The 26,243-nt window shown below is 56.0% G+C and carries 29 protein-coding genes and 1 pseudogene; 10 read left to right on the forward strand and 20 right to left on the reverse strand.

Annotation, left to right across the window (positions count from 1 at the left end; translation table 11 throughout):
* The first annotated feature begins 85 nt into the window (after positions 1–85).
* Positions 86–1,048 (forward strand): FAD:protein FMN transferase, encoded by a 963-nt coding sequence (locus ACOTZF_RS08195; protein ID WP_038979668.1) that lies wholly within the window; start codon positions 86–88, stop codon positions 1,046–1,048.
* Here ACOTZF_RS08195 and dcuR read toward each other — a convergent pair.
* A complete protein-coding gene (gene dcuR / locus ACOTZF_RS08200) occupies positions 1,029–1,748 on the reverse strand; it encodes a two-component system response regulator DcuR (RefSeq protein ID WP_129252283.1) in 720 nt (239 codons plus the stop codon). The genes ACOTZF_RS08195 and dcuR overlap by 20 nt on opposite strands.
* Positions 1,745–3,361 (reverse strand): sensor histidine kinase, encoded by a 1,617-nt coding sequence (locus ACOTZF_RS08205; RefSeq protein ID WP_129317744.1) that lies wholly within the window; start codon positions 3,359–3,361, stop codon positions 1,745–1,747. The genes dcuR and ACOTZF_RS08205 overlap by 4 nt, the downstream gene beginning before the upstream one ends.
* Before the next feature lie 164 nt (positions 3,362–3,525).
* Here ACOTZF_RS08205 and ACOTZF_RS08210 point away from each other — a divergent pair, with 164 nt between their 5' ends.
* Positions 3,526–4,389 carry an N-acetylmuramic acid 6-phosphate etherase gene (locus tag ACOTZF_RS08210; RefSeq protein WP_129252285.1) on the forward strand — a complete coding sequence of 288 codons (864 nt, stop codon included), beginning with the start codon at positions 3,526–3,528 and terminating at the stop codon, positions 4,387–4,389.
* Positions 4,390–4,445: 56 nt separating this feature from the next.
* Here the strand turns inward: ACOTZF_RS08210 and ACOTZF_RS08215 are convergent, their stop codons facing one another.
* Positions 4,446–5,519: a porin gene (locus ACOTZF_RS08215; RefSeq protein ID WP_038419991.1), complete on the reverse strand. Its 1,074-nt coding sequence runs from the start codon at positions 5,517–5,519 to the stop codon at positions 4,446–4,448.
* Between the two features lie 432 nt (positions 5,520–5,951).
* Here ACOTZF_RS08215 and drpB point away from each other — a divergent pair, with 432 nt between their 5' ends.
* The 4 genes from drpB (at position 5,952) to ACOTZF_RS08235 (ending at position 8,935) form a co-directional block, all read left to right on the forward strand.
* Positions 5,952–6,221: a cell division protein DrpB gene (gene drpB / locus ACOTZF_RS08220; protein ID WP_013097751.1), complete on the forward strand. Its 270-nt coding sequence runs from the start codon at positions 5,952–5,954 to the stop codon at positions 6,219–6,221.
* A gap of 51 nt (positions 6,222–6,272) precedes the next feature.
* Positions 6,273–6,974, forward strand: coding sequence for a phosphohydrolase (locus ACOTZF_RS08225; protein WP_057072411.1), 702 nt, complete (start codon positions 6,273–6,275; stop codon positions 6,972–6,974).
* 61 nt (positions 6,975–7,035) lie between these two features.
* Positions 7,036–8,451: a DNA cytosine methyltransferase gene (locus ACOTZF_RS08230; RefSeq protein ID WP_058650956.1), complete on the forward strand. Its 1,416-nt coding sequence runs from the start codon at positions 7,036–7,038 to the stop codon at positions 8,449–8,451.
* Positions 8,432–8,935, forward strand: a complete 504-nt coding sequence (locus ACOTZF_RS08235; protein ID WP_129317745.1) for a very short patch repair endonuclease — start codon at positions 8,432–8,434, stop codon at positions 8,933–8,935. Before ACOTZF_RS08230 ends, ACOTZF_RS08235 begins: the two co-directional genes overlap by 20 nt.
* On the opposite strand, the gene yedA is transcribed toward ACOTZF_RS08235, so the two are convergent.
* On the reverse strand, positions 8,895–9,809 hold the full coding sequence (yedA, locus tag ACOTZF_RS08240; protein ID WP_310824862.1) for a drug/metabolite exporter YedA: 915 nt from the start codon (positions 9,807–9,809) through the stop codon (positions 8,895–8,897). The two genes, ACOTZF_RS08235 and yedA, sit on opposite strands and share 41 nt — an antisense overlap.
* A gap of 169 nt (positions 9,810–9,978) precedes the next feature.
* Between yedA and ACOTZF_RS08245 the strand changes: the two genes are divergently transcribed.
* The 3 genes from ACOTZF_RS08245 to dgcQ all read left to right on the forward strand — a co-directional run bounded on the left by ACOTZF_RS08245 (position 9,979) and on the right by dgcQ (position 12,934).
* The gene (locus ACOTZF_RS08245) at positions 9,979–10,899 is read left to right on the forward strand and encodes a DUF808 domain-containing protein (RefSeq protein ID WP_170955159.1); all 921 of its coding nucleotides are present in this window, start codon (positions 9,979–9,981) and stop codon (positions 10,897–10,899) included.
* A gap of 78 nt (positions 10,900–10,977) precedes the next feature.
* Positions 10,978–11,160: a YodC family protein gene (locus tag ACOTZF_RS08250; protein ID WP_013097745.1), complete on the forward strand. Its 183-nt coding sequence runs from the start codon at positions 10,978–10,980 to the stop codon at positions 11,158–11,160.
* A 73-nt stretch (positions 11,161–11,233) separates the two neighbouring features.
* Positions 11,234–12,934, forward strand: a complete 1,701-nt coding sequence (dgcQ, locus tag ACOTZF_RS08255; protein WP_129252287.1) for a cellulose biosynthesis regulator diguanylate cyclase DgcQ — start codon at positions 11,234–11,236, stop codon at positions 12,932–12,934.
* Here the strand turns inward: dgcQ and ACOTZF_RS08260 are convergent.
* Together ACOTZF_RS08260 and yodD are read right to left on the reverse strand one after the other, a co-directional pair.
* Complete coding sequence (locus tag ACOTZF_RS08260) at positions 12,919–13,749, reverse strand: mannosyl-3-phosphoglycerate phosphatase-related protein (RefSeq protein ID WP_129252289.1); 831 nt, start codon at positions 13,747–13,749, stop codon at positions 12,919–12,921. The genes dgcQ and ACOTZF_RS08260 overlap by 16 nt on opposite strands.
* Before the next feature lie 270 nt (positions 13,750–14,019).
* Complete coding sequence (gene yodD, locus ACOTZF_RS08265; RefSeq protein ID WP_013097742.1) at positions 14,020–14,247, reverse strand: YodD family peroxide/acid resistance protein; 228 nt, start codon at positions 14,245–14,247, stop codon at positions 14,020–14,022.
* A 128-nt stretch (positions 14,248–14,375) separates the two neighbouring features.
* Between yodD and dsrB the strand changes: the two genes are divergently transcribed.
* Complete coding sequence (dsrB, locus tag ACOTZF_RS08270; protein WP_013097741.1) at positions 14,376–14,564, forward strand: protein DsrB; 189 nt, start codon at positions 14,376–14,378, stop codon at positions 14,562–14,564.
* 100 nt (positions 14,565–14,664) lie between these two features.
* On the opposite strand, the gene rcsA is transcribed toward dsrB, so the two are convergent.
* The 14 genes and pseudogenes from rcsA to fliF form a co-directional block, all read right to left on the reverse strand.
* A complete protein-coding gene (gene rcsA, locus ACOTZF_RS08275) occupies positions 14,665–15,288 on the reverse strand; it encodes a transcriptional regulator RcsA (RefSeq protein WP_013097740.1) in 624 nt (207 codons plus the stop codon).
* Positions 15,289–15,567: 279 nt separating this feature from the next.
* Positions 15,568–16,369 (reverse strand): annotated as a pseudogene (fliR, locus tag ACOTZF_RS08280) (flagellar biosynthetic protein FliR).
* A 7-nt stretch (positions 16,370–16,376) separates the two neighbouring features.
* Complete coding sequence (gene fliQ / locus ACOTZF_RS08285) at positions 16,377–16,646, reverse strand: flagellar biosynthesis protein FliQ (RefSeq protein ID WP_008500315.1); 270 nt, start codon at positions 16,644–16,646, stop codon at positions 16,377–16,379.
* A 10-nt stretch (positions 16,647–16,656) separates the two neighbouring features.
* Positions 16,657–17,394: a flagellar type III secretion system pore protein FliP gene (gene fliP / locus ACOTZF_RS08290; RefSeq protein ID WP_013097738.1), complete on the reverse strand. Its 738-nt coding sequence runs from the start codon at positions 17,392–17,394 to the stop codon at positions 16,657–16,659.
* Positions 17,394–17,768, reverse strand: a complete 375-nt coding sequence (gene fliO / locus ACOTZF_RS08295; RefSeq protein ID WP_013097737.1) for a flagellar biosynthetic protein FliO — start codon at positions 17,766–17,768, stop codon at positions 17,394–17,396. Before fliO ends, fliP begins: the two co-directional genes overlap by 1 nt.
* A 2-nt stretch (positions 17,769–17,770) precedes the next feature.
* Positions 17,771–18,184 carry a flagellar motor switch protein FliN gene (fliN, locus tag ACOTZF_RS08300; protein ID WP_008500318.1) on the reverse strand — a complete coding sequence of 138 codons (414 nt, stop codon included), beginning with the start codon at positions 18,182–18,184 and terminating at the stop codon, positions 17,771–17,773.
* Complete coding sequence (gene fliM / locus ACOTZF_RS08305) at positions 18,181–19,185, reverse strand: flagellar motor switch protein FliM (RefSeq protein ID WP_013097736.1); 1,005 nt, start codon at positions 19,183–19,185, stop codon at positions 18,181–18,183. Before fliM ends, fliN begins: the two co-directional genes overlap by 4 nt.
* Positions 19,186–19,189: 4 nt before the next feature.
* On the reverse strand, positions 19,190–19,660 hold the full coding sequence (gene fliL, locus ACOTZF_RS08310; RefSeq protein WP_129317746.1) for a flagellar basal body-associated protein FliL: 471 nt from the start codon (positions 19,658–19,660) through the stop codon (positions 19,190–19,192).
* A gap of 106 nt (positions 19,661–19,766) precedes the next feature.
* Positions 19,767–20,999, reverse strand: coding sequence for a flagellar hook length control protein FliK (gene fliK / locus ACOTZF_RS08315; protein ID WP_129252296.1), 1,233 nt, complete (start codon positions 20,997–20,999; stop codon positions 19,767–19,769).
* Entirely contained in the window at positions 20,996–21,439 is a 444-nt protein-coding gene (gene fliJ / locus ACOTZF_RS08320) for a flagellar export protein FliJ (RefSeq protein ID WP_013097733.1), read from the reverse strand. Before fliJ ends, fliK begins: the two co-directional genes overlap by 4 nt.
* Positions 21,440–21,460: 21 nt before the next feature.
* Entirely contained in the window at positions 21,461–22,831 is a 1,371-nt protein-coding gene (gene fliI / locus ACOTZF_RS08325) for a flagellar protein export ATPase FliI (protein WP_013097732.1), read from the reverse strand.
* Positions 22,831–23,541 carry a flagellar assembly protein FliH gene (fliH, locus tag ACOTZF_RS08330; protein ID WP_013097731.1) on the reverse strand — a complete coding sequence of 237 codons (711 nt, stop codon included), beginning with the start codon at positions 23,539–23,541 and terminating at the stop codon, positions 22,831–22,833. Before fliH ends, fliI begins: the two co-directional genes overlap by 1 nt.
* The gene (gene fliG / locus ACOTZF_RS08335; protein WP_008500327.1) at positions 23,534–24,532 is read right to left on the reverse strand and encodes a flagellar motor switch protein FliG; all 999 of its coding nucleotides are present in this window, start codon (positions 24,530–24,532) and stop codon (positions 23,534–23,536) included. The genes fliH and fliG overlap by 8 nt, the downstream gene beginning before the upstream one ends.
* Positions 24,525–26,204, reverse strand: coding sequence for a flagellar basal-body MS-ring/collar protein FliF (gene fliF, locus ACOTZF_RS08340; protein ID WP_129252298.1), 1,680 nt, complete (start codon positions 26,202–26,204; stop codon positions 24,525–24,527). Before fliF ends, fliG begins: the two co-directional genes overlap by 8 nt.
* Positions 26,205–26,243 lie beyond the last annotated feature (39 nt).

Here is a 26,243-nt window from a genome sequence, read left to right on the forward strand (position 1 = left end):
GTTGTATGCCGGATACGCGCAGCGTTATCCGGCATTTTCCCCGGCGGCGCGGTGCTTGCCGGGGCTACATCTGAGGACTCATGCTATGCCTGATGACCATCGCGTTTACAGTTATTCCGCCGTCCTGATGGGATCGCCCATTCTCCTCAAACTCTTTTCCCATGACGAAGCCCTCGCCTCCCGCGTGTTTCGCCTGATCAAACAGTACGAAGATCTGCTTACCGTTAACCGCGCGCACTCTGAAGTTATGGAAATCAACCATGCGGCGGGGCAGCGGCCCGTCAGCGTCAGCCGTCCGGTGTTCGAGCTGATCCGCTGCGCAAAAGCGGCGAGCCTGCTCAAGGACAGCGCGTTTAACCTGGCGATTGGCCCGCTGGTGAAACGGTGGAAAATCGGCTTTCGCGGCGACAGCGTGCCGCCCGCCGAAGACATCGCCGCCTTGCTGGCGATTACCCGTCCTGAGGATGTGGTGCTGGACGAGGCCAGCAGTAGCGTCTTTTTGACCCAAAAAGGGATGGAGATCGACCTGGGCGCCATCGCCAAAGGCTATATCGCCGACAGGGTGCGGGATTATCTGCGCAAAGAGGGCGCTGAACTCGGGCTGATCAACCTTGGGGGCAATATCCAGACGCTGGGCTCGCCGGAGGGGGGCTGGAGCGTGGGGCTTAAAAAACCGTTTGCGGGTGATGAGCTGATCGGCGCGATGACGGTAGAGAACCGCTCCGTGGTGACGTCGGGAACCTATGAACGCTACTTTGAACAAAACGGCAGGCGCTACCACCATATCCTTGACCCGCGTACCGGGTATCCGCTTGATAACGAACTGGACAGCGTGACCATCATTTCAAACGATTCCATCGACGGGGATATCTGGACCACGCTGATGTACGGCATGGGCGTGGAGAAAGGCTGCGCGGTGCTGCGCGCGCGACCTGATATTGAAGCGATTTTTGTGACCAAAACAAAAGAAGTGGTGCTCTCTTCAGCGCACCACTTCCGCTTTACCTTGCTGGATAACAGCTATCGCATTACTGACAGTACTGTTTGAGCAGGCCCGTCTGCTCGGGCTGGAGACGGTAACGATATACCGGGCGCCCGGTAGCGCCATAGTGAATGCTGGTGAATAGAATATTGATTTGCGCCAGCCAGATCAGATATTTGCGGCAGGAGACGCGCGAGATATTCACTGCACTGGCCAGGTCATCGGTGGAAAACTCGGTCTCCGGGTGAGCGTCAATCCACTGGCAGATAGTGCGCAGCGTTTGCGGCGTTAACCCTTTTGGCAGCTTTTTGCTGTCTGCCAGCTCCGGCGCGCCGCCGTGGATCAGCCTGTCGACGTCCGCCTGCTCATAATACTGGTGCGAGCACATCAGGCTGTGCTTTGCCTTCCAGCCGTTCAGCGCCTCTTCAAAGCGCGGGAACTGGAACGGTTTAATCAGATAATCCACCACGCCGTAATGGATAGAGGTCTGGATTGTCGCGGCGTCCGCAGCCGAAGAGATCATAATGACATCGATTGGGCGACCGGAGGCGCGGATCACCGGCAGCAGATCCAGCCCGTTATCCTGCTGCATGTAGACATCCAGCAGCACCAGATCAACCGGCTGGGCAGGGTTGTTAATAATGGCCTCGGCCTGGTTCAGCGTGGAGGCGACGCCGCAGCAGCTAAAGCCTTCAACACGGTTAACATACAGACGGTTGAGGTCGGCTACCATGGCGTCATCATCGACAATTAATACATTTATCACGCGATATTCCTCTCGCTATCCCAGGGGATGTGAACAAAAAATTGGGTAAATACGCCAGGTTCAGATTCGACGGTGATATCACCGCCCAGGTTCTGAATTTGCTGGCGGGCAAGGAACAGCCCAACGCCCCGGTTTTCACCTTTTGTTGAGAAGCCTTTAGTAAAAATAGTCTCCAGCTGGGCGGGATCAATTCCCGGGCCGTCATCGCTGACTTCACAGCTGAGCCAGCCATTCTGATAGTGCAGCAGCAGGGTGATTTCGCCTTCCGGCTGGCCCTCCATCGCGTCCAGCGCGTTTTCAATCAAGTTACCGAGCACGGTAACCAGCACCGCGACCTGCTCTTCGTTGGCGGTATCCGGTATCTGGCACTCATCCGCCAGGGTGAGGGTGATCCCCGCTTCTTTCGCCCGGTTGATTTTACCCAGCAGGAACCCGGCAATCACCGGGGATTTCACCTTGCTCTGGATGGTGCCAATGTCCGTCTGATAATTGTGCGCGGTCTGCAGGATGTACTCTTCCAGTTTGTCGTAGCGCTTGATATGCAGCAGGCCCAGGATCACGTGCAGTTTGTTCATAAACTCGTGCGTGTGGGCGCGCAGGGCGTCGACGTAATTCACCATGCCGTCGATGCGCTGCATCAGCTGGCTGATTTCGGTTTTGTCGCGGAAGGTGGTGATGGCGCCTATCACTCGCTCCTGACTTTTCACCGGCACCATGTTGCACAGCAGCAGCCGGCCGTTGCAGCTGATCTCCTGATCCTGACGCGCGATGCCCGTCTTTGACACCTCACGCAGGCTGGCCAGCAGGGGCGCGCTGGCGTTTTCGGTCTGCTTGCCGGAGGGCAGGAGCAATATCTCTCTGGCGGTGTGGTTTATCATCGTCACGCGGCCATGAATATCGACCGCTAACACTCCTTCGCGCAGCGACTGCAGCATCGCCTGACGTTGTTCAAACAGCGCGGAGATTTCATACGGCTCCAGCCCGAACAGGATGCGTTTCAGAACGCGAACCAGTCCCCAGATCGCCATGGAGCTCATAAAGATACTGAACAAAATAGTCCAGACGGCGTTGAGTCGCCCGCGGGCGATCTGGTCTTCCACTTTTTTTAGCGAGATGCCGACCACCACCACGCCGATCTGCTCGTGCTGGCTGTCATACACGGGCGTAAATACGCGAAGGGCTTCCGCGAGCGCGCCCCGGTTGACGGAGACGTTCTCTTTCCCTTCCAGCGCCGGGTTCAGATCGTCGCCGATGAAATGAAGGCCAATCAGCGCTTCGTTCGGGTGCGAATAGCGAATACCGCGCATGTCGGTGACCACGGTCAGCAGCAGGTCGTTGCGTTTTGTAACGCCCTGGGCGATGGGCTGGATGATATCGGCCTGCGGCGGTTGCATCAGGCCACGCTGGATCTCCGGGCTGTTCGCCAGTGTTCGGGCAATGCCCAGCGCCGTATCCTTGACGTCATCGCGGGTTGCCCGGGTGATCTGCACTGAATAGAGCGCAAAGACCAGCAGCAGCACAGAGGCGATGATCTCGCACACCATCAACGTGACCAGCGTGTTCAGTTTCATGGGGCGCTTGCGCGTCTGGGGAAAGGGCTGCAAATCGCTCATCAACACTCCGCGATGAAGAAGAAAGGGGTAATTATCGCCGATGACGCGCTTTTCTTAAAGCTGTGTAAAAGCATGCATTTGCTCCGCTTTTCGTGACCCTCCTCGCATGTCATCCATATAAAACACTTTATAGTGTGTGGGTACTCATAATAAGGAGGCTGTTTATGAGCATTATGCTTACCGGTTCGGTCAAGGAAAGACGGCACGCCAGCACGATGAATATCGATAGATTGTCCACGCTGGACATGCTGAAAGTCATTCACCAGGATGATGCACTTATCTCCGCTGCAATCACCCCTTTTTTACCCATTATTGCCCGTGTGGTGGATAACGCCGCCGCGACTCTGAGCCACGGGGGGCGTCTGGTCATGGTTGGCGCGGGGCCGTCCGGCTGTGTGGCAAAACAGGCGGCGGATGAGTATGCCCCGGGTAAAACCCCGGTGATTGCCATCACGGCGGACGACGATGCGACAAGCTACGAGCGCGGCGTTGCCGACCTGCAGGCGATTAACTTTGGCGAGCACGATATGATGCTGGCGGTCACCGTAAGCGGAAAAACGCGGTGGGTCTGGGGCGCCATGCGGCATGCGTGGTCGCTCGGTTCACCGGTGGCGGTGATTACCGATAATGCACAAAGCGAAGCGGCGCAGCTGGCAAGTATGGTGATTGCGCCAGAGCTGGGCCCGGATGTGGTTGCCGGGTATCTCAACACCAAAGCGGCCATCGCGCAGAAAATGATCCTCTCTATGGTGACCACCGGGCTGGCCGTCCGCACCGGGCGGGTTTACAGCAACCTGCGCGTGGATCTGGAGGCGAGCAGCATCCAGTGGGCTGAACGGCAAATCGCGATAGTGATGGAAGCGGGGGGATGCACCCGCGCGGTGGCGAAAGCCGCGCTGGAGAGCTGTAACCATAACTGCAAAACGGCGGTGCTGATGGTGCTGACCGGGCTGGATGTATGGAAAGCGCATGAGTTGCTTGCGCAGAACAACGGGTTTATTCGGGTGGCGTTGCAGGAAGCGCCGTAATACAGCGCGCAGGAATAAAAAAAGGCCGCGATTGCGGCCTTTGGTGTTTTGGGGGATTAGAACTGGTAAACAATACCCATCGCGAACTGATCGTCAGTTGCGTTGCCAGTGATGGCACCGTCTTCTTCGTCCAGCAGGTTAAATTTATAGGCAGTATAAACGTTCATGTTTTTATTGAAGTAGTACCAGGTACCCACTTCAATATAATTGACGCGGTCAGCGTCAACGCCTTTATAGCCATTACGGGCATACAGATCTTTACCCTGTGAATATACGTAGCCCAGGGATGGACGCAGACCAAAGTCGAATTGATACTGAACAACGGCTTCAACGTTTTGGGTCTTATTGGCGAAGGCGTTATATCCAACTTTAGTCATATTACGGGTTTCACCGTACATCACCGCAGCATAAACGTTGTTTGCATCATATTTAGCAGACAGAGACCAAACTTCCGCCGTATCGCCATAACCGTCAGCAGATTGCTCATCGGTACGATCGGATTTACCGTAGACGCCAACGAAACCAAAGCCATCAAGGTTATAATTCACAGACATGCTGTAACCATCACCATTTGCTTTGAATTCATTGCGGTTATCGTTTTTACCCTGGTACTGAACAGCAAAGTTAAGACCTTCAACCATACCGAAGAAATCGGTGTTACGGTAGGTCGCAACGCCATTGGTACGCTGAGTCATAAAGTTATCTGTGGCAGCCCATGAGTCGCCACCCCATTCAACCAGCATATCGGTATACGCCGCGCCGTCATAAGCCACGCCGTAATTGCGGCCATAATCGAATGAACCGTAGTCTGCGAATTTCAGACCTGCAAAGGCCAGACGTGTACTTTCGTCCTGCTCACCTTCAGGCTTGCTGGCTTCAATGTTGTATTCAAACTGGCCGTAACCGGTCAGTTGACTATTAATTTGCGTTTCGCCTTTTACGCCAAAACGGGCATATGACGTATCTTCATTTTCACTGTTGCTTTCATCAGTGTTGGACCAGATGCGTTCACCAACCATCTTTCCATAGAAATCAAGTTTATTACCGTCCTTGTTATAAATCTCAGCGGCATTTGCTGCGCCAGCCATCAATAACGCGGGTACAAGAATGGCCAATACTTTTCTTTTCATTATATATTCCCTTTAGAGATAATTTATATGAATATATGTAATCACGCTCCGCAACTACAGCGTCGATACTATTCCAGGAGAGGGGGTTTAAGTTCAATAATAAATGTAATTAAATGGGTAAAAATATTACTAAATATTTCTAAGTGTCGCTTTATTTTTCTCGTGAATTATAATTTGAAATATATATTGGTTAATTATTGTTAAGTATTTTTCGTGGTTATTTTATAAATTCTATTATTAGCCTTAATTATATTTCTCCGAATTAAACACTCACCAGTCGTCCTCTTCTGTAACCTTGCCCAGGATCAACTTAAGGCAAACTGAGCGTCAGAAACCTTCACACAGCACAGGGTTTAATGCCAAACTGTGACAGTTGTCACAAAACTAAAGTAAGCATGTGCAAACGGTACGGCAGTGACCGTGGAGTGAAAGATGGAACGAAAAATCGAACGCAGCCTCGGAGGCAAACTGGCCCTGTGGGTGTTTTACGCTTTTTGCGGTTACTTTGTCTGGGCGATGGCCCGGTATGTTTGGGTCATCAGTAAAATACCGTCGCTGCCGAATGCAGCAGTGGAAGGGGATTTGGGTTCGACCAGCGGCAAATGGCTTGGGGCATTGCTGGGGTTTCTGGTGCTGGGCACGGTCGGCCTGATCCTGGGTGGGATTGCGTGGTACACCCGTCCCCGTCAGGACAACTCGTGATAGCGTCCGGGAAAGTTGCTATTGTAACCATTTTAACAACAGGACGTGATGATGGAACTTACGCAGTGGCAGCAACGTTTTGAGCGCTGGCTCGGGGAAAACCATACCACCGACGACACCGCGCATGATATTTCCCATTTTCGTCGCGTCTGGATGACGGCGCAAAAAATCCTGGCTAACCAGGCGGTCGAGCCGCTGGTGATCCTGACCGCATGCTATTTCCATGATATTGTCAGCCTGCCGAAAAACCATCCTGAACGCGGCCAGTCATCCCAGCTGGCAGCGCGTAAAACGCGTGAGATCCTGCATCGCGACTTCCCGGACTTTCCCCCCGCGCATTATGACGCCGTGGCGCATGCTATTGAGGCGCACAGCTTCAGCGCCGGGATCGCGCCGCAGAGTCTGGAAGCGAAAATTGTGCAGGATGCTGACCGGCTGGAAGCGTTAGGGGCAATTGGCCTGGCGCGCGTGTTTGCCGTTTCTGGGGCGCTGGGCGTGCCGCTTTTTGACGCACACGATCCCTTTGCTGACGCGCGAACCCTTGATGACCGGGCGTTTGCTCTCGACCATTTTCAGACCAAGCTGCTGCGCCTGCCTGATACAATGCAAACAGAAATGGGGCGCGAGCTGGCACGCCAGAACGCCGATTTTCTCATCCAGTTTATGGCAAAACTGAGTGCCGAATTACAGGGTGACTGCCTGGGGCTGGATAGCCAGGTACTGAGCCGCTTCCGCCGCAGTTTGCACCGTTGAACTGTGGTAATCTGTTTCCAGTCTTTATTGTCCGGTTAAAAGAATGCAGGAAAATCGATCAGTGAGTGAGCCCGCACCTGAGCAGGCTGAGAAATCAACGGCAACGGTGCAGGCGCTGCTGCGCCAGCTGCTGGATATCTATGATGCCAAAACCCTCGCCAGCCAGCTCATGGCACACGGTGAGGGCCACTGGAGCCCGGCAATCATAAAGAGACTTATCACCAGCGAGCGGGCAGGGCATCGCCTGAGCGACGGCGAGTTTCGTTATCTGCAAACATTGCTTCCGCGTCCTTCCGCCGCCCATCCCCACTATGCCTTCCGCTTTATCGATCTGTTTGCCGGTATCGGGGGCATTCGACACGGATTTGAAGCCATCGGCGGACAGTGCGTCTTCACCAGCGAGTGGAACAAACACGCGGTCCGCACCTATAAAGCCAACTGGTATTGTGACCCCGACGCGCATCAGTTCAACGCGGATATCCGCGATGTCACGCTGAGCCATAAAAGCGGCGTGAGCGATGAAGAGGCGGCAGAGCATATTCGCCAGAACATCCCGGCGCATGACGTACTGCTGGCGGGCTTCCCGTGCCAGCCATTCTCGCTCGCTGGGGTATCGAAGAAAAATGCCCTCGGACGTGCCCACGGTTTTGCCTGCGATACGCAGGGAACCCTGTTTTTTGATGTCGCCCGTATTATCGATGCCCGCCGTCCGGCCATTTTTGTGCTGGAAAACGTCAAGAATTTAAAGAGTCATGACGGCGGTAAAACCTTCCGCATTATTATGCAGACGCTGGATGAGCTGGGCTACGACGTGGCGGACTCCCAGAATATGGGTGCCGATGATCCGAAAATCATTGACGGGAAATATTTCCTGCCCCAGCACCGGGAACGTATTGTGCTGGTCGGATTCCGCCGCGATCTCAACCTGAAAGGTGATTTTACCCTGCGGGATATCCCGTCGCTCTATCCGGCGCGCCGTCTGTCCGTCGCCGATCTTCTGGAGCCCGCCGTCGACGCGAAATTTATCCTCACCCCGGTGCTGTGGAAGTACCTCTATCGCTATGCCAAAAAGCATCAGGCAAAAGGCAACGGTTTTGGTTTTGGCCTGGTCAACCCGAACGATCCGCACTGTGTCACCCGCACCCTGTCCGCGCGCTATTACAAAGACGGTGCGGAGATCCTGATCGATCGTGGCTGGGACAAAGCGCTGGGCGAGAAAGACTTTGATAACCCTGAGAACCAGCGTCATCGTCCACGTCGCTTAACCCCACGCGAGTGCGCGCGGCTGATGGGGTTTGAGACGCCGCAGGGGTACAGCTTCCGCATTCCGGTCTCTGATACGCAGGCCTACCGACAGTTTGGCAACTCGGTGGTGGTGCCCGCCTTTGCGGCGGTGGCGAAACTGCTGTCCTCACGCATTAAACAGGCGGTTGCCCTGCGCCAGAGTGAGGCCGTCAATGACGGATGTGCACAATAAGGCGACGCGCAGTAAAAACATGCGTGCCATTGGTACGCGTGATACGGCGATTGAGAAACGCCTCGCCGGGCTACTGACTGAGGCAGGCTTTGACTTTCGGGTGCAGGATGCCGCACTTGCCGGGCGTCCTGATTTCGTCATTGATGCCTATGAGTGCATTATCTTTACCCACGGCTGCTTCTGGCACCGTCACGACTGCTATCTGTTTAAAGTCCCGGCGACGCGCACCGATTTCTGGCTGGAGAAGATTGGCAAAAACGTCCAGCGCGATCGGCGGGATATCGCCACGCTTGTCGAACAGGGATGGCGGGTGCTGGTGGTGTGGGAGTGTGCGCTACGCGGCAGACTGAAGCTGAACGATCGGGATCTGACCGAACGGCTGGAAGAGTGGATCTGCGGCGGCGGTCAGACCGCGCAGATCGACACTCAGGGCATTCATCCGTTTACGGTTTCTCCACCTGACACGGCACCACCTCATGCTTAGCGGGCAGCAGGTATTTCCCCAGCGTGACCAGCACCACGGCAAACACAATTACGCCCAGCGCCAGCCATTCAACCGGCGACAGCGTTTCACCGCCGAGTCCCGTTCCCAGCAGCACGGCCACCACCGGGTTAACGTAGGCGTAGCTGGTGGCGACCGCCGGAGAGACGTTACGAATGAGGAACATGTACGCATTAATGGCAATGATGGAGCCAAACAGCGCCAGATAACCCACGGCGAGGAAGCCAGACAGATCCGGCATGGTTGTCAGCGTTTCGCCCGTCAGCATGGAGGCAATCAGCAGCACAATGCCTGCGGCAAGCATCTCAATGGCGCCTGCCATCATGCCGGACGGCAGCTCAATACGCGAACCGTAGACGGAGCCAAACGCCCAGCTCATGGATCCGATAAGGATAATCACGGCCCCCCACGGGTTACCGCTCAGGTTACCGCCGCTGTTGAGCAAAATGATCCCGGCGAGCCCAATTCCAATCCCCAGCCATTCCAGCTTGCGGGTGCGAATGCCGAAAAGACGGCTAAAGCAGAGCGTGAACAGCGGGACAGTGGCGACCACCACCGCCGCGATACCGGAGGGCACGTTCTGATGTTCAGCAACCGTGACAAAGCCGTTGCCCACGGCCAGCAGCAGCAGGCCAATCAGCGCCGCATTCAGCATCGGGCGCAGCGGAGGGAGTTTATGTCCGCGCAGCAGCAGGAAGGCCATCAGCAGGACGCCAGCCGAGAGAAAACGGATACCCGCCATCATCAGCGGAGGCCAGCTTTCCACCCCAATGCGAATGACGAAGTAGGTTGACCCCCAGATGATATACAGCGAAAAGAGCGCCCCGATGAGCGGTAGTAAGTGCCGAAAACGCATAGTCCCTCACGACGAAATAAAAAGTTCGCTCATAGTAAACGCCAAAACTACCGGGCTGGCGAGCCCTTTAATTGTGTAGTTGCTGTGAAATTTTTGTTGACGCAATGTGCCTGTTTCCGGGTGTGCGGTTTTGTTCCATACTATTCACTTAATTAGCAAAAAAAGAAGGATAGTCATTTTGGCGGGAAGTAGCTTATTAACATTGCTGGACGACATTGCCACCTTGCTGGACGACATTTCCGTTATGGGAAAACTGGCGGCGAAGAAAACAGCAGGGGTTCTGGGGGATGATTTATCGTTAAATGCGCAACAGGTAAGTGGGGTGCGGGCTAACCGTGAGTTGCCGGTAGTATGGGGCGTGGCGAAAGGCTCATTCCTCAACAAGGTGATCCTGGTGCCGCTGGCGCTGCTGATCAGCGCCTTTATCCCCTGGGCGATTACGCCGCTGCTGATGATTGGCGGCGCATTTTTATGCTTTGAAGGGGTAGAGAAGGTGCTGCACTCCTTCGCCGCGAGGAAGAAGCACGACACGCCAGAAATGCGCCAGCAGCGTCTGGAAGCACTGGCTGCGCAGGATCCAAAAACCTTCGAACGCGATAAAATCAAGGGCGCCGTTCGTACCGACTTTATTCTGTCGGCGGAGATTGTGGCCATTACCCTAGGTATCGTGTCTGAATCGCCGCTGCTGAATCAGGTGCTGATCCTCTCCGGGATCGCCATTCTGGTGACGGTGGGGGTCTACGGCCTAGTAGGGCTTATCGTTAAACTCGATGACATTGGCCTCTGGCTGGAAGCGAAATCGAGCGCGGTAGCTAAAGGGATTGGTAAAAGCCTGCTGGTGCTCGCCCCGTGGTTGATGAAGAGTCTTTCCGTGGTGGGGACGCTGGCGATGTTCCTTGTCGGCGGTGGGATTGTGGTACATGGTATTGCGCCGCTGCACCATGCGATAGAACATTTTGCTGCACAGCAGGGCGCCGTGGTGGCGGCCATTCTGCCTACGCTGCTTAATCTGGTGCTGGGCTTTATTGTGGGCAGTATTGTGGTCGCCGCAGTGAAGCTGGTTGAAAAACTGCGCGGTACGGCGCACTAATTGTTACCCGCGCCAGGATGCAAAAAGGCCATTCCTCGTCTAAATTGAAACAGTTTCACCCTGATACAGGAGGCAGGTATGGTCTTTTTGGTCAGTGATGAAGTTAAGCCTAAGAAGGGCGGCCCACGTATGATTGTCACCGGCTATTCCAGCGGAATGGTGGAATGTCGGTGGCATGACGGTTACAGCATCAAGCGGGAAGCGTTTCGTGAAGATGAGCTTCAGCCGGGTGACGGGCGGCAAAAGCGTGACAAGGCTTAATCACTTAACGCCCGGCCTTGCCGGGCGTTTTTATATCAAGTATCGGGTGTAAGGAAGCGATCAGGGAGTATGTGTGCAGCGTGATACCTTTGTTGTAAGACGAACTTTTCTGCAATGGCTGCATAAGCGTAGCAATCCAGGTGCGATTGTTAATCTCTGTTTTCTGGTGGTACTGGTTTTTTCGACTCTCCTCACCTGGCGTGAAGTGGTGGTGCTGGAAGATGCCTATATCTCAAGCCAGCGCAACCATCTGGAAACGGTGGCCACGTCGCTGGACAGACAGCTTCAGTTCAGCGTGGACAAACTGCTTTTTTTTCGCCAGAGCATGCGCGATGCGCTCCAGACGCCGCTGGCGTTTGATGTCCTGCGTGCAGCGGTGACACGCTTCAATGCAGACCGGTCTCGTCCTTTCTGGCAACTTGCCGTGGATACAAAACGCACGCTGCCCATCAACGGCGTATCGGATGCCTTTGTTGAAAAGACCACGCTGCTTAATCGCGACGATGAACTTCTCGATAATGAAGTGTCTGCTGCGCTTGAAGTGGGGTATTTGCTCAGGCTGGCCTCACCGGTCATGCGCAGCGAAGAACGGGTGGTCTATGTCTCCCGCGCCGGGTTTTACCTCTCCACGGAGACAGCGACAAAGACTGCCGATATTATCCCGCGCTATTACCATCTGGTGACCCAGCCCTGGTTTACGCAGCAAACGGAACGTAACAACCGTGCGCGCGCGGTGCTGTGGTTTATCACCTCGCCGTCAACCTGGACGGGCAACGAGCGCATGATCACCGCCAGCGTACCCATCTATTTTGACCATTACTGGTACGGCGTGGTGGCGATGGATTTTTCTCTCAATACCATGAAACGGATGCTGGCTGACGCGACGGATGACCACGCCGAGGGGGAATATCAGCTGTATGATACCCGGCTCAATATGATTGCCTCTTCTGAAGCGTCCACAAGCGAGGCCAACCATTTTGATGAGCGTGAAACGGCACAGATTGCGCATGCTATTGAGAACAATACCGGCGGCGGGATCCGGCTCGGCAGCCGTTTTGTCAGCTGGGAGCGGCTCGACCATTTTGACGGGGTTATCCTGCGGGTGCATACCCTGCATGAAGGGGTAAAAGGCGACTTCGGCAGCATCAGTATCGTGCTGGCGCTCCTGTGGGCGCTCTTCACCGCCATGCTGCTGATCTCCTGGCTGGTGATCCGCCGGATGGTCAGCAACATGTACACGCTCCAGCACTCGTTGCAGTGGCAGGCCTGGCACGATCCTCTCACCCGCCTCCATAACCGTGGGGCGCTGTTTGAGCGGGCAAAAGCGCTGGCCGGGCAATGTCAGGCGCAGTCGCTGCCGTTCTCGGTGGTGCAGATCGATCTCGATTATTTTAAAAGCATCAACGACCGCTTCGGCCATCAGGCCGGAGATAAGGTGCTGTCCCATGCGGCGGGGCTGATTTCCAGCGCCCTGCGTAAGAACGACGTTGCCGGGCGCGTGGGCGGGGAAGAGTTTTGCGTGGTCCTGCCGGGTATCGGGCTGGAGGAGGCGAGAGCGGTGGCGGAACGCATTCGCTCACGCATCGACAGCAAAGAGATCCTGGTGAAAAAGAGCACGACGTTGCGTATCAGCGCGTCGATGGGGGTCAGCTGCGCGCAGGAGAAGGGGAATTACGACTTCGAACAACTGCAGTCGATAGCGGATGCCCGGCTGTACCTGGCAAAACAGCGCGGCCGCAACCAAGTGGTGTGGGACGATCAGGACAAGAAGTGATCCAGCCCTTCATGCCAGCCCGCCGGTCCTGCTTGCTGCGTGTGATAAACCCGGGCAGGGTTATCGTCGCGCAGCGTGATGCCCTGGCGGTTAATGCCCTTGATCACCACCGCGAAGTCGACGCTGTCGAGCAGGGGCGCATCATTCGGACCATCGCCCAGCCCGAGCGTCGTGGGTATGATGCCTTCCTGTTCGCGATACTGCGCAATCAGCCAGTTCACCGCCACGTCCTTACCGCAGCAGGCGTCCAGAATGTGCCAGAAGCGGGCACCCTGCAGGCATTTCAGACCGCGCTGCGCCAGCTCCTCTTCAAACTGCACCATTTTCTCATCGGTGTCGCGCCAGATGAGCGTGACAGAGGCTTCATGTTTACGCGCAAGCGTCGAACGATAGCGGCTCAGCCCCGTCCATTCGCCGATCACCCGGTCATCGACATCGTCAAAGGTGGTGAATTTATACCCTGCCTGCAGGCGGATTTGCTCAATGAACGGGCGAATGTCGCGGTGAAGCATTCCCATAGTATGGCGCTGCGCCTTTTCCCAACGGACATCGGGCTGGATGACCGCGCCGTTTTCGGCAATAAACGGTAACCCCTCGAGGCCCAGATCCTGCTGAATATCCTGCATCTCCGCTGCGGTTTTGCTGCTGCACAGAATGAGCGGTACCTGAAAATCCTGCAGCTTATCCAGCCAGGGCATTGCCGGCTGCCAGGCGTAGGTATGAATATCCAGCAACGAACCATCCAGGTCGGAAAAAACCAGCAGGCTGTCCTGCAGGGAAGGTCGTGCAATTCCCGATTGCGAATAGCGCTTCATCTAAGAATTTTCCTAAAAAAATAGGACTGTCGGAAGGGAACCGCGCGGAACCGATCCCGCCAAACCCGCATTCGACGTACCTTGCTGCTCATAACAAAAATTCACGTTTAGAAAATATAATATTCGCCATGAGAATATATGCTTGTCAGGCAAAATCGTTGAGGATAGTGTTTCAGCTACATCAGATTTCCTGGTGTAACGAATTTTCAAGTGCTTCTTGCATAAGCAAGTTTGATCCCGGCCATCCCCATGACCGGGATTTTTTTCGCCCTAACGATTCGCTTCAGACACGCTAAAGTCATGGATATCAAGCTCGAAGGCCTCGGCCAGTTCACGGTAGGTGTGATAATCCCTTCCGTTGACGATGACCCGGTCAGAGTTGTCATCCGTACGACGAACTTCTGACTCACTGATCTCGTTGATGGCGGCCAGCAGGGCATCGACATCCACCTCGACTTCGCGTTTGATGGTGTCGCTGTACTCTTTATCGGTCTTCATTTCGGGGTCCTCATTCAACCGTGTCCAACATTGATTATAGACTGAACACAAAAACGCCATTCGCGTCCGGTGGCGATGTGTGTTTTTGCGTTTTGTTCTACACTGGCTCAAAACCACAGGAGGAATGTATGAAGGTTAACGATCGGGTTACTGTCAAAACGGACGGTGGACCGCGCCGCCCGGGGGTGGTACTGGCAATTGAAGAGTTTAGTGAAGGTACAATGTATCTGGTATCACTGGAAGACTACCCGCTCGGCATCTGGTTCTTTAACGAACTGGGGCATCCGGATGGCATCTTTGTGGAAAAAGCGGAGTAATACGGCGTCGGGTGCCCGGGTGCGTGCCCGACAGCGCCCGTAAAAGCAAAAATCTCTGGCCAGGCCAGAGATCGTGTAGGGTACTCAAGGTCTTATGCAACTAACGCATGTTGACGAAAATCCCGTTCGTCACATTATCGGTCAGGCGGACAACGTGGTAGATCACTTGCTTATTATGGGTTTTAATCTTCCTTTTAATATTTCCTTTATGTGACGAAACGGTTTTCGCTTTAATATTCATCTGGTCTGAAATTTGAATCGTTCCTTGCCCGGCCATCCACATTCGCAGCATGCTTGATTCAGTTCTGCTTAATGATAGGGTGGGTAAGTTAACCGCTCCTACATTCTTAACTTCCTTATTCAAATAATCCCCCAGAATGTCATCCAGCGACTCTGGTTTTATCGATTTAGAACTGATCAATAAATTTTTACGGACCAACAAATACTCATCGAAATGGATATTTGCGATCGCCATAAAAACAATAAACAGGGTTTTAGGATGCTGATTAATGATTTGCTTAATGTGCTGACTGTTGGCTGGATCGTGAATGAAACAGTCCTCATTAATAAACACCACGCCTGGTTTGAGTTCATCACAAGCGGCTGCGAGCTCCTCAACGGTGTGTGCGTCGTTGATGTCTCTCTTTCTTACCCCTCTGCTTGCCAGATACCCGGTTAACCCTAGCCGGGTGTAGCTGCATAAATCCATAATGATCGTTGACATGGCATACCCTCACTCAATGCGTAACGATAATTCACCATCTGCCTGAGAGCTCATAAACAGCCATACGGGATGGAAAAAATTAATAAACCTGTGAGCATGACAAAGACTTTCAGGCGGACTCACTATCCCGTAAAGTTACGTATAATTTGCCAGGAATCATCTTAAAGTAAAGTAAATATTAAGTATTGTGAGGTGGTTAGAAACAATTAAACCGCGTCAGATATATCCTGGAAGATGTTTTTCGTGTTTTATTTTAGGAATATCCTCAGAAAGACAATATCAACTGTGAGGACTATTATTTACGTGGCAGCTCGCTGACAATATCCGCTAAGAGGTTGAATATCTCGCCGAATAAATGCTCACAGAAGGGGGCGATAAGTGGCATTAGCAATGACATTAATAAAATTCCCACCGTCAGCGTCAGCGGAAAACCAATGACGAACACCGACAGTTGCGGGGCCATGCGGTTGAGTAAACCCAACGCCAGGTTCACGGTCAGGAGCAGGGTGATGATTGGCAGCGCCAGCATCAATCCGTTGAGGAACACCAGCCCTGCGGCGCGGGTGAGTGCCAGGAACGCATTGCTGTTAACCGGGTTTTCCCCAATGGGCAGCGTGTGGAAGGTGTCCACCAGCATGGAGATGAGCCACAGATGGCCGTTAAATGACAGGAAAAGCAGCATCGCCAGCATATCGATAATGCGCGCCAGCACCGGCATGTTGAGGTGGCTGCCGGGGTCGACAAACGTGGCGAACGATAGCCCCATCTGCAGGCCGATCAGTTCCCCGGCGGTGCGCACGGCCGCAAAGGCCAGTTGCATGGTAAAACCAACCGCGACGCCAATCAGAATTTGCTGCAACGCCACCCATACCGCATTGGCCGAGAAGATCGGAATATTCACCGCAGGCAGGGAAGGGGCAACGATGATGGTGATGATGATGCCCAGCCCCACTTTGACCCGCTTCGGGATCGCTTTCTCGCTCAGAATCGGGGCGGTGGTGATCAGCGCCAGGATGCGCAGCATGGGCCAGAAATAGACCCCAAGCCACTGAATCCACTGGTCGCTGGTAAAATGGAGCATCGTCGCGTCAGCCGATGATGTACGGCAGATTGGTAAACAGGTTACGCATGTAGTCCAGCAGCAGATTGAGCATCCACGGCCCGGCAACAATGATTGCCACGAACACGGCGATGATTTTCGGAATGAATGAGAGTGTCATTTCGTTAATCTGCGTGGCGGCCTGCAGAATACTGATGATCAGACCGGTCACCAGGGCGACAAGCAGCAGAGGCGCGGCAACGGCAATTGCGATTTTCATCGCTTCCGTGCCCATCATCATGACCGATTCTGGCGTCATTGCGCGCTCCTCAACTGTAGAAACTCTGCGCCAGCGAACTGACCAGCAGCTGCCAGCCGTCGACCAGCACAAAGAGCATGATCTTAAAGGGCAGGGCAATGGTGGCTGGCGGTACCATCATCATACCGAGCGCCATCAGTACGCTGGCGATCACCAGGTCGATAATCAGGAACGGAATAAAGATGGTAAAGCCAATCTGGAAGGCGGTTTTCAGCTCGCTGGTGACGTACGCAGGCAGCAGTATGCGCATCGGCACGGCTTCCGGGCCCTGCAGCTCCCCGGTGTTGGAAAGGCGGGCAAAGAGGGCCAGATCCGCTTCGCGCGTCTGGCGCAGCATGAATTCACGCAGCGGCTGCGCGCCTTTCTCCAGCGCTTCCTGCATGGAGATTTTATCTTCACTGAACGGCTGGTAGGCGTCGGTATAAATCTTATCGATCACCGGCGACATAATAAAAAAGGTCAAAAACAGGGCCAGGCCCAGCAGCACCTGGTTCGGCGGCGCGGAAGGGGTACCCAGCGCGTTTCGCAGCAGGCCAAAGACAATGATGATGCGGGTAAAGCTGGTCATCATCAGCAGGATCGCCGGAATAAAGGTCAGCGAGGTGATGAACACCAGCGTCTGAACCGGGAGCGACCAGCTTTGTCCGCCGCCCGCCAGAGGGGTTGAAACCAGACCGGGCAGTTGCGCATAAACCGCAGGAGCAAACAGGCCAACGCCCGCGAGCGTCAGGGATAACAAACGGCGCATCAGGATCTCCCGGAACGCTTAAGCAAACTCTTCATGACGGACTGGAAATCCGCAGGGGCTTCTGCACGCTCATCACTGATAGCAGGGGCGGGCGGCAGTTTATGTAAAACGTTGACGTTTGACGCGGTGACGCCCAGCACCAGCCGTGCGTCCTCAACGTCTACGATGACCACGCGCTCGCGTGGCCCCAGTGTTGTACTGGCGCTGACCTTCAGACCGCGCGTCCCGGCGGTTTTACCCGCCAGGCCAAAACGCTTCGCCAGCCAGGCGGCGATAAGAATAAAGGCAATAATACCGAGCAACGCGCCGCTCACCTGGAGCAGCGGTGAGCCGGGAACGGCGGAAGGTTGTGATACTGTTGCCTGGGTTTTCATTCTTAACGGCTCAGACGACGCATGCGCTCGGACGGGGTAATGATGTCGGTGATACGCACGCCGTATTTATCGGCCACGACCACCACTTCACCCTGAGCAATCAGATACCCGTTGATCAGGATATCCAGCGGCTCACCGGCCAGACCGTCGAGGGCCACGACGGAACCCTGCGTCAGACGCAGCAGCTCTTTAATGGTCATGCGGGTGCGGCCCAGCTCAACGGTCAGCTTAACCGGGATATCCATAATCAGGTCGATGTCCTGCAGCGTACCGCTGACATCACCGCCGCCTAACTGCTGGAAGACGGCATCCGCTGCACTTTTGGCCGGGGTCGCTTTTTGCTCGTTTAACGCGTCAGCCCACAGATCGTCCAGTGCTCCGCTGTTTTCATCGGACGGATTGTTCATGTCACTCATTTGGGCTGTTCCTCATTCAGCGAATTCAAAATCGGGTTGATCAAGTGCTCAACGCGTAACGCATACTGGCCGTTAATTGTGCCGTACTGACTTGTCAGCACGGGGACACCATCCACATGGGCAATAATGCGGTCGGGTTTTTCTATCGGCAAAACGTCACCGGGTTGTAATTTCAGGATCTGGGATAACCGCAGCGGAATATCGGCAAAGCTCGCCACCAGCTCAAGCTGTGAGTGCTGGACCTGGCGCACCAGGTTTTCACGCCAGTTCTGATCTTCATGACGTGAATTCTCCAGCGGCGGGTTGACCAGCAGCTCGCGCAGCGGTTCGATCATGCTGAACGGCAGGCAGATGTTGAACTCGCCGGTCAGGTTACCGATCTCCACGTGGAATGGCGTGTTGACGACGATGTCGTTCGGAGAGGTGGTGATGTTGGTAAATTTCACCTGCATCTCAGAACGCACATACTCCACTTCCAGCGGGTTAATGGCCTTCCACGCGTCGCTGTATGACTCCAGCGCCAGCTTCAGCATGCGGTTAATGACGCGCTGTTCGGTGTGAGTGAATTCACGACCTTCTACTTTGGTCGGGAAGCGCCCGTCGCCGCCGAACAGGTTATCCACCGCAATAAACACCAGGCTTGGGGAAAACACCACCAGACCTGTGCCGCGCAGCGGTTTCAGATGGATCAGGTTAAGGTTGGTTGGCACCGGCAGGTTGCGGGCAAACTCATGATACGGCTGAATGCGGATCGCACCGACCGTGATATCCGGGCTACGACGCAGCAGGTTAAACAGCCCCATACGGAACTGACGTGCAAAACGTTCGTTAATGATCTCCAGCGCCTGCAGACGTTCACGTACCACGCGACGCTGGGTATTCGGGTCATAGGGACGAATATCGCTATCGCCGCCAATGCCCGGTTGCGGATCATCACTCTTATCGCTGTCGCCGTTGAGCAGCGCATCGATTTCTGCCTGAGAAAGAATACTGTCGCCCATGTCGTTACCGCAGAATAAAGGCTGTATACAGAACGTCAGTGACTTCCTGCTTAGGTTGGCCGTTCACCAGCGGGGTCGCCAGCGTTTGCTTAATAGCGTCGACCAGCTTTTGCTTACCTTCATCGGTGGCAAGCGTTGAAGCGTCCTGACGAGAGAACAGCAGCAGCAGACGGCTGCGCACTTCCGGAAGGTAATCGTTCAGTCGGGAACGGGTGGCTTCATCTTTCAGGCGCAGCGTGATGCCGACATACAGCACACGATCCGCATCACCGAGGTTGACGGTGAAGGTATCCAGCGGGAAGAACACCGGTGCCGGCGGAGGTGGCAGTTCGGCTTTGGCCGCAGCAGTAGAAGGTTTCTGCTGCATGCGCCAGTAACTATAGCCCGCGGTAGCGCAGGCGGCGAGCGTGATTAACACCAGCAGCGGGATCCAGGTGGAACGCTTACTTTTTTTGGTGATCGCGGAGTCAGTCATCTGATACGAGCTTCCTGTTTCGGTACAGCTTAATATGGTGATTATCCCGTGTCCGGCTGACGTCAAAGCGTGGAAAAGACGGGGATAATCACGCTACCTCTGGCGTTTAGGCGAAGATGTCTACGGCGCGGTTGCCGCTCGCAGCGGATTGCAGGGCTGCCGGGGTCGGCAGCAACTCATCGCTCTCTTCAGTAAATCCGCCATGTTGGCCGGAACGCGACGCCTGCTGTTGCTGCTGGGACGAAGACTGCTGCTGCCCGGCAAAGCTCTCGCTGCTGACGCTACTCTGCGTAAGCTGAATGCCGTTTTCCGCCAGTGACGTACGCAGTACCGGCAGGGCGGCTTCCAGTGCGGCACGCACGTGGCCGTGCGCAGAGACCATCTGCAGCTGCGCCTGGTCATTATCCAGCTTCAGCGAAATGTGCACCTGGCCCAGATCTTCCGGGTTCAGGCGCAACTCTGCGGTTTGCTGTCCTTGCTTCGCAAACAGCGTGATGTGCTGGCTCAGGTTCTGTTGCCATTCGTGGGTGCCGAGCGGCTGACTCAACACCGGTGCGGTGGCAACGGTTGCGGGCTGCGAGGTGGCGTGGCTGGAGACAATCGGCGCCAGGGCGGCGGTTGGTGTGGAAGACGAAGACGCGCTGGCAAGATCCTGTTTCTCGGCCGCGACGGCGAGCGCTGGCGTCGCCGGTGCGTTGGCCGGCAGGGACGGATCAACGTTTTGAGCCTGCCCGGCGAAAGATGGCTGCGCGTTATCCTTGCTCGTCAGGGCGCTGCCCAGTGCGTGTGCAGACGTACCGTTTTGCGTAAGCGTCGTGGCGGTCAGGGCTGACGTTGCTTTGAGCCCCTCACTGCCCGCGCCTTTCGCGATGACCGGCGTGGAGGTCTGCTGGTGCGGCAGCATGGCCATCAGCGCGCTTAAGCCCGCCAGCTCTTCTTCGCTCAGTTCGGTTTTGCTGTTATCGGCGCTATTCGCCGTGGCCAACGTCTTCAGGGCATCGCCCTTAGCAGCAGGCATCAGCCCGGAGACAAGCGTTTGCAGCGGCGTCGTCTGCGCCGTTTCATCGCCAGCCTGCGTGGATTGACGCGCGAGCAGATCGGCAATTTTCGCCTGCAGGGTGGACTCTTCCCCGGCGTCCTTCGCGACCTTTGACAGCTTGCTGCCAGCCGCCTTCAGGTCGGCCAGCGTCAGCGGCGCATCTTTGCCCTGACCGCTGGCGTCCGTTAACGCGCCCGCCAGCAGAGAAAGAAAGTCTTGCGCACCGTCGGTGCCTTTCCCCGTTTGCATGCCGCCTGACAGGTCGCTGTCGGTCATCAGCAGTTGTTGCAGTGTGATCATTCCGGTTTCCTCATTGATGCGCGCTGGGCAAACTCATCCATTTTTTTCTGATCCTGGCGGTTTTCCGCCAGCGTCGCCGCGGCAATCTGCCGGTCCTGTAAGGTCTGCCAGGCCTGCAGTCGCTGCTTCTTCTCGCGCCAGAAATTCAGCGCGGTGTCGACTTTTTGGGTCCATTGCTGAAGCTGCTGGCGATGCTGTTCTATCGCCTTCTCCAGCGTCTGAATAAACTGCTGATAGTTAATCCAGCGCTGGCTTCCAATGCCCTGTGTCATATCGGTATTGAGGTTGGTGCGATACTCATGCTGGTAGTCGATTAACATCTTCAACTGCTCTTCAGCCTGCTGGCACCCGCGTCGCATTGCGCCAAGCTGCAATGCGGCATCATCAACTTCTTTTTCAGCCAGATCTTTCAGCGTTGATAACGCGCTGTTTTGCGCCATGATCGTCGCCCTCCACCTGTGTTACACCTGCGGGAAAATCAGCTCCAGAGCCTGAATCGAATCTTCCCAGTCGGCACGTTCAAATATGCCTTGTTGCAAAAATGCCTCCAGCTGCGGCCACAGGCTAATCGCTTTGTCGAGCATGGGATCGCTACCTTTGGCATACGCCCCCACGCTCACCAGGTCGCGGTTGCGCTGGAAGCTGGAGAGCAGTTGTTTGAAGTTACGCACGCGGGCGTAGTGCTTCTCGGTAATCAGCGCCGTCATTGCGCGGCTGATGGATGCTTCAATATCAATGGCCGGATAGTGTCCGGCTTCGGCCAGGCGACGCGATAACACAATATGACCGTCGAGGATCGCACGCGCAGAGTCGGCAATCGGGTCCTGCTGGTCGTCGCCTTCGGTCAGCACCGTATAAAACGCGGTAATGGAGCCACCGCCGCTAATGCCGTTCCCTGCGCGTTCAACCAGCGCCGGGAGTTTGGCAAAGACCGACGGTGGATAGCCTTTGGTGGCTGGTGGCTCACCGATGGCCAGCGCGATTTCACGCTGCGCCATCGCGTAACGGGTCAGGGAGTCCATGATTAGCAGCACGTGCTGGCCGCGGTCACGGAAATCTTCGGCGATGCGGGTGGCATACGCGGCACCCTGCATACGCAGCAGCGGGGAGACATCCGCCGGGGCGGCGATGACCACCGAACGGGCGCGGCCTTCCGCACCCAGAATGTTTTCAATGAAGTCTTTAACTTCGCGGCCACGTTCACCGATTAGCCCCACGACGATCACATCGGCCTGGGTGTAACGGGCCATCATGCCGAGCAGGACCGATTTACCCACCCCTGAACCGGCGAACAGACCCATACGCTGGCCGCGACCGACGGTCAGCAGGGCGTTGATCGGGCGCACACCGGTATCAAGAACATGTTCGATCGGGGTACGCTGCAGGGGGTTAAACGGTTGGGTGATCAGCGCGCCGGTTTCGGTGGTGTCCGGGGCGGGCAGGCCGTCGAGCGGTTTACCGCTGCCGTCCAGCACGCGGCCCAGCAGGGCAGGGCCGAGCGGGAGCTGCTTACCGCTTTGCAGACCATCGCCGATGATGTTTTTCGCATAGACGCGCGCGCCGGGCAGAATGCCTTCCACCTCTTCAAGCGGCATCAGGAAAAGACGCTGGCCGTTAAAGCCCACCACTTCGCTTTCCACTTCTCGCGTTTCCTGCCCATCCTGACGCTCGATCACGCAGGTGGCCCCCAGAGGCAACTGCAGGCCGGTGGCTTCCAGCACCAGACCGGTGGCGCGGGTCAGGCGCCCATAACGACGAACAGATGGCAGTTGCGCCATCTTCGTTTCAAAGTTATCGAGCGTGTTGAGCCAGCGAGTGAGGCGTGCGGTCATCAGACGACTCCCGGAGCCGCCAGGCGGCACAGTTCCTGCCAGCGGGTGGCGACGCTGGCATCCAGATCGCCTTCATCGGCAGAGACTTTGCATCCGCCGTGATGTAACGACGGGTCACCGCGCAGACGCCAGCCGTGCAGGCTCAGCGTGGCACCGAGACTCTCTTCCACGCGCTGGAGATCGTCCGGATGAACGCGCAGTTGCGGTTTTCCGCTGAACAACGGCTCTTGCTGCAGCAGGCCCTGAATTTGTTTGATCAGCGCTGAATTATCGACCGCCGGGGTCTGGCCAATTACCTGACGGGCCGCTTCCAGCGCCATCTGCATCAACCGGGAAGCAATCACGCTGTCCAGCGCATCCAGGGTGTGCTGGAACTCGCTGACCAGCTGCTGCATACGGGCATGGAGAGGCGCCTGCTGCTGGCGCGCCTGCTCAATACCCTGTTCTAACCCTTTCGCCAGACCTTCCTGATAACCCTGGTCATGGCCCTTCTGTCGGCCTTCGTTCAGACCCGCATTAAAACCTTGCTCATGCGCCTGCATTTGTAACTGCGCCAGCATCTGTGTGCGCTGTTCTTCTTCGCTCAGTTCAGGCGCCTCGACGTCGGTGTCGCCCTCCTCGGGCGACGCTACGACAGCCGGGGTGAATTCAGAGAGGGCAGGGGCCAGATCGTCAGGCGTCCAGCGCTTCCACGGCAACTCATTAGACATAGGTGTCGTCTCCGCTGCCAATTACCATCTCGCCGGTTTCTGCCAGACGACGAACGATGAGCAGGATCGCTTTCTGTTCGTTTTCCACCTGAGACAGACGCACCGGGCCACGGTTGGCAAGGTCGTCGCGCAGGATATCTGCCGCACGCTGGGACATGTTGCGCAGGAACTTCTCGCGCAGCGGCTGTTCGGCACCTTTGAGGGCGATGAGCAGCGACTCGGAGTCCACTTCCTGGAGCAGGCGCTGGATGCTGCGGTCGTCCACTTCGACCAGGTTTTCGAACAGGAACATCTCGTCGATAATTTTCTGCGCCAGCTCGCCGTCGAACTCGCGAACCGCCGTAATAACGGCTTCTTCCTGCTGCGTTTTCATCAGGTTGATGATTTCCGCCGCCGTTCTCACGCCGCCCATTTTGCTGCGCTTGAGGTTCTGGCCGTCGAGCAGGTTGTTCAGCACTTCGGTCAGCTCCGCCAGCGCCGCTGGCTGGACACCGCCGAAGGTGGCGATACGCAGCATCACATCGTGACGCAGGCGCTCTTCGAACAGCGCCAGAATATCGGCCGCCTGACCACGTTTGAGGTGAACCAGGATGGTGGCGATAATCTGCGGGTGCTCGTCGCGAATAAGGTCGGCGGCACTCTGCGGCTCCATAAAGTTGAGCGTTTCGATCCCGCTGGCGGTATCGCGCGTTTCGAGAATGTCCTCCAGCAGGCTGGCGGCACGCTCTTCGCCCAGCGCCTTGACCAGCACGGAGCGCAGATAGTCGTTGGCGTTGACGTTGAGCGCTGCAAACTGTTCGGCTTCCTGCTCAAACTCCGACAACACTTCGGTCAGCTGTTTGTTGGAGATCTGACGCACGTTGGCCATGGCCGCACTCAGAATTTGTACTTCTCGCTGGGAGAGGTGTTTAAACACCTCTGCCGCACGATCTTCGCCAATGGTCATCAGCAGGATGACGCTTTTATCGGTGCCCGTAAGCGTATTACTCATGTTCGTTACCCATCCACTGGCGGATGACCAGCGCCACGACGCGCGGATCGTTATCTGACATTTCGCGAATGCGCTGGCTCATGACCTCAGCACCCATGCGCTGGTTAGCACGACGCTGCTGCATCTGTTCGTCTTTGCTGAGGCGGACTTCAACCGCTTCTTCCACTTCCTGACGCGCGTTCATCTGTTCGCGAGCTGCTTTCTCGGCTTCTGCACGACGCTGCAACTGAGGACGAACGCCCTTACGCCACAACAGCCAGGCGACAATCAGCACCAGCAGCCAACGGCCCGCAGACATCAGCTGATCGATAAACGCCTGCTGTTGCCAGAACGGCAGCTCACCGCCGGTCTCATCTACCGGGTTAAACGGTGAATTCACCACGTTGAGGCTATCGCCACGCTTCTCGGAGTAACCCATCGCTTCACGGGTCAGGTCTTCGATCTGCTTCATCTGTTCTGCCGTCAGCGGCAGCGGTTTGCCATTTGGCAGCGTTTTGTAGTTCACCACGACGGCCACCGACAGACGCTGAATATCGCCCACGTTCAGTTTCGTGTGGCGGATAGTCCGATCCACTTCGTAGTTGGTGGTTTCGTTACGGCTGCTGGTACGTGGACCGGCATTGCTGACCGTCGAGGTTGTGGTCTGCTGATTTTGCTGACCGTTCTGCTGATTAGCCGGCGGCGTGGAAATAGGGGCCGCGTTAGCCGGGGCAGGCTGGTTAGAGAGTGCGCCCGGCACGCCGCCTGGGTATGCACCGCCAACCTGTTCGTTTTCGTTTACCTGGCGAGAGCGCATCACTGCCTGAGCCGGATCGCCGTTCGGGCGGTACTGCTCTTCGGTCTGTTCTTTATTAGAGAAGTCGATCTGCGCCGTAACCTGGGCATGGACGTTGCTGTTACCCACAACCGGGCCGAGGATCGCTTCGATGCGGCGCTGGAGGCGCGCTTCCACATCGGCGGCATATTTCAGCTGCGCGTCATTCAGATCGCGCCCGGCGGTATTGCTTTGGGTCAGCAGGTGACCACTCTGGTCAACCAGCGTGACGTTACCCGGCGGTAAACCGGCGACGGCGCTGGAGACTAAATGTGTGACCGCGCTGATTTGCCCTTCATCCAGCGCCCGGCCGGGTTCAAGGTTGACGGTGACGGAAGCCGACGGGGATTTCTGTTCGCGGACAAACAGGGACGGTTTAGGCATGGCAAGATGTACGCGGGCGCTCTTCACCGGGCCTAATGTTTCAATCGTGCGGGCCAGCTCACCTTCCAGCGCACGCTGGTAGTTCACCTGCTCGCTGAACTGGCTGATACCGAACTTTTCCTGATCCAGCAGTTCAAAACCCACCGCGCCGCCCTTCGGCAGGCCCTGCTGCGCCAGACGCAGACGGAGTTCATGGACTTTATCTGCCGGTACCTCAAGCGCACCCCCGTTATCGGCGAAGCGATAAGGGATGTTCATTTGAGTCAGTTGGGTGACGATGGCGCCGCCATCCTGATCGGAAAGGTTGCTGTAAAGCGTGCGGTAATCAGGACTTTTCGCCCACAACACCATCGCTACAAGGATCGCAATTGCGGCAGCGCCTGCCACGATCAACGGGATTTTAGGATTCGCGCGAAGGCGGTTCATCCACTCGAGTGATTTATTCTGCGGCGCTGTCGATGCTGCTGCACTCATTGCGCACCTCTTAAATCCTGGTGGTTTACGTTATTCGTG

Origin of the sequence: Enterobacter cloacae complex sp. SHL021 (genome assembly GCF_049237765.1) — a bacterium.
In the GTDB taxonomy this organism is placed as follows: domain Bacteria; phylum Pseudomonadota; class Gammaproteobacteria; order Enterobacterales; family Enterobacteriaceae; genus Enterobacter; species Enterobacter cloacae.

Excerpts from the sequence above, each read along its gene's own strand:
- ACOTZF_RS08225 (WP_057072411.1), top strand. The coding sequence starts at position 6,273 with ATGGAACTTACGCAGTGGCAGCAACGTTTTGAGCGCTGGCTCGGGGAA.
- fliO (WP_013097737.1), bottom strand. The coding sequence starts at position 17,768 with ATGAAAACCCAGGCAACAGTATCACAACCTTCCGCCGTTCCCGGCTCA.
- rcsA (WP_013097740.1), bottom strand. The coding sequence starts at position 15,288 with ATGTCAACGATCATTATGGATTTATGCAGCTACACCCGGCTAGGGTTA.
- fliG (WP_008500327.1), bottom strand. The coding sequence starts at position 24,532 with ATGAGTAATACGCTTACGGGCACCGATAAAAGCGTCATCCTGCTGATG.
- ACOTZF_RS08210 (WP_129252285.1), top strand. The coding sequence starts at position 3,526 with ATGAGCATTATGCTTACCGGTTCGGTCAAGGAAAGACGGCACGCCAGC.
- ACOTZF_RS08260 (WP_129252289.1), bottom strand. The coding sequence starts at position 13,749 with ATGAAGCGCTATTCGCAATCGGGAATTGCACGACCTTCCCTGCAGGAC.
- fliP (WP_013097738.1), bottom strand. The coding sequence starts at position 17,394 with ATGCGCCGTTTGTTATCCCTGACGCTCGCGGGCGTTGGCCTGTTTGCT.
- ACOTZF_RS08195 (WP_038979668.1), top strand. The coding sequence starts at position 86 with ATGCCTGATGACCATCGCGTTTACAGTTATTCCGCCGTCCTGATGGGA.
- dsrB (WP_013097741.1), top strand. The coding sequence starts at position 14,376 with ATGAAGGTTAACGATCGGGTTACTGTCAAAACGGACGGTGGACCGCGC.
- ACOTZF_RS08215 (WP_038419991.1), bottom strand. The coding sequence starts at position 5,519 with ATGAAAAGAAAAGTATTGGCCATTCTTGTACCCGCGTTATTGATGGCT.
- fliL (WP_129317746.1), bottom strand. The coding sequence starts at position 19,660 with ATGACTGACTCCGCGATCACCAAAAAAAGTAAGCGTTCCACCTGGATC.
- yedA (WP_310824862.1), bottom strand. The coding sequence starts at position 9,809 with ATGCGTTTTCGGCACTTACTACCGCTCATCGGGGCGCTCTTTTCGCTG.
- ACOTZF_RS08250 (WP_013097745.1), top strand. The coding sequence starts at position 10,978 with ATGGTCTTTTTGGTCAGTGATGAAGTTAAGCCTAAGAAGGGCGGCCCA.
- fliN (WP_008500318.1), bottom strand. The coding sequence starts at position 18,184 with ATGAGTGACATGAACAATCCGTCCGATGAAAACAGCGGAGCACTGGAC.
- fliF (WP_129252298.1), bottom strand. The coding sequence starts at position 26,204 with ATGAGTGCAGCAGCATCGACAGCGCCGCAGAATAAATCACTCGAGTGG.
- ACOTZF_RS08235 (WP_129317745.1), top strand. The coding sequence starts at position 8,432 with ATGACGGATGTGCACAATAAGGCGACGCGCAGTAAAAACATGCGTGCC.
- fliM (WP_013097736.1), bottom strand. The coding sequence starts at position 19,185 with ATGGGCGACAGTATTCTTTCTCAGGCAGAAATCGATGCGCTGCTCAAC.
- fliJ (WP_013097733.1), bottom strand. The coding sequence starts at position 21,439 with ATGGCGCAAAACAGCGCGTTATCAACGCTGAAAGATCTGGCTGAAAAA.
- fliQ (WP_008500315.1), bottom strand. The coding sequence starts at position 16,646 with ATGACGCCAGAATCGGTCATGATGATGGGCACGGAAGCGATGAAAATC.
- ACOTZF_RS08205 (WP_129317744.1), bottom strand. The coding sequence starts at position 3,361 with ATGAGCGATTTGCAGCCCTTTCCCCAGACGCGCAAGCGCCCCATGAAA.
- fliH (WP_013097731.1), bottom strand. The coding sequence starts at position 23,541 with ATGTCTAATGAGTTGCCGTGGAAGCGCTGGACGCCTGACGATCTGGCC.
- fliI (WP_013097732.1), bottom strand. The coding sequence starts at position 22,831 with ATGACCGCACGCCTCACTCGCTGGCTCAACACGCTCGATAACTTTGAA.
- drpB (WP_013097751.1), top strand. The coding sequence starts at position 5,952 with ATGGAACGAAAAATCGAACGCAGCCTCGGAGGCAAACTGGCCCTGTGG.
- yodD (WP_013097742.1), bottom strand. The coding sequence starts at position 14,247 with ATGAAGACCGATAAAGAGTACAGCGACACCATCAAACGCGAAGTCGAG.
- fliK (WP_129252296.1), bottom strand. The coding sequence starts at position 20,999 with ATGATCACACTGCAACAACTGCTGATGACCGACAGCGACCTGTCAGGC.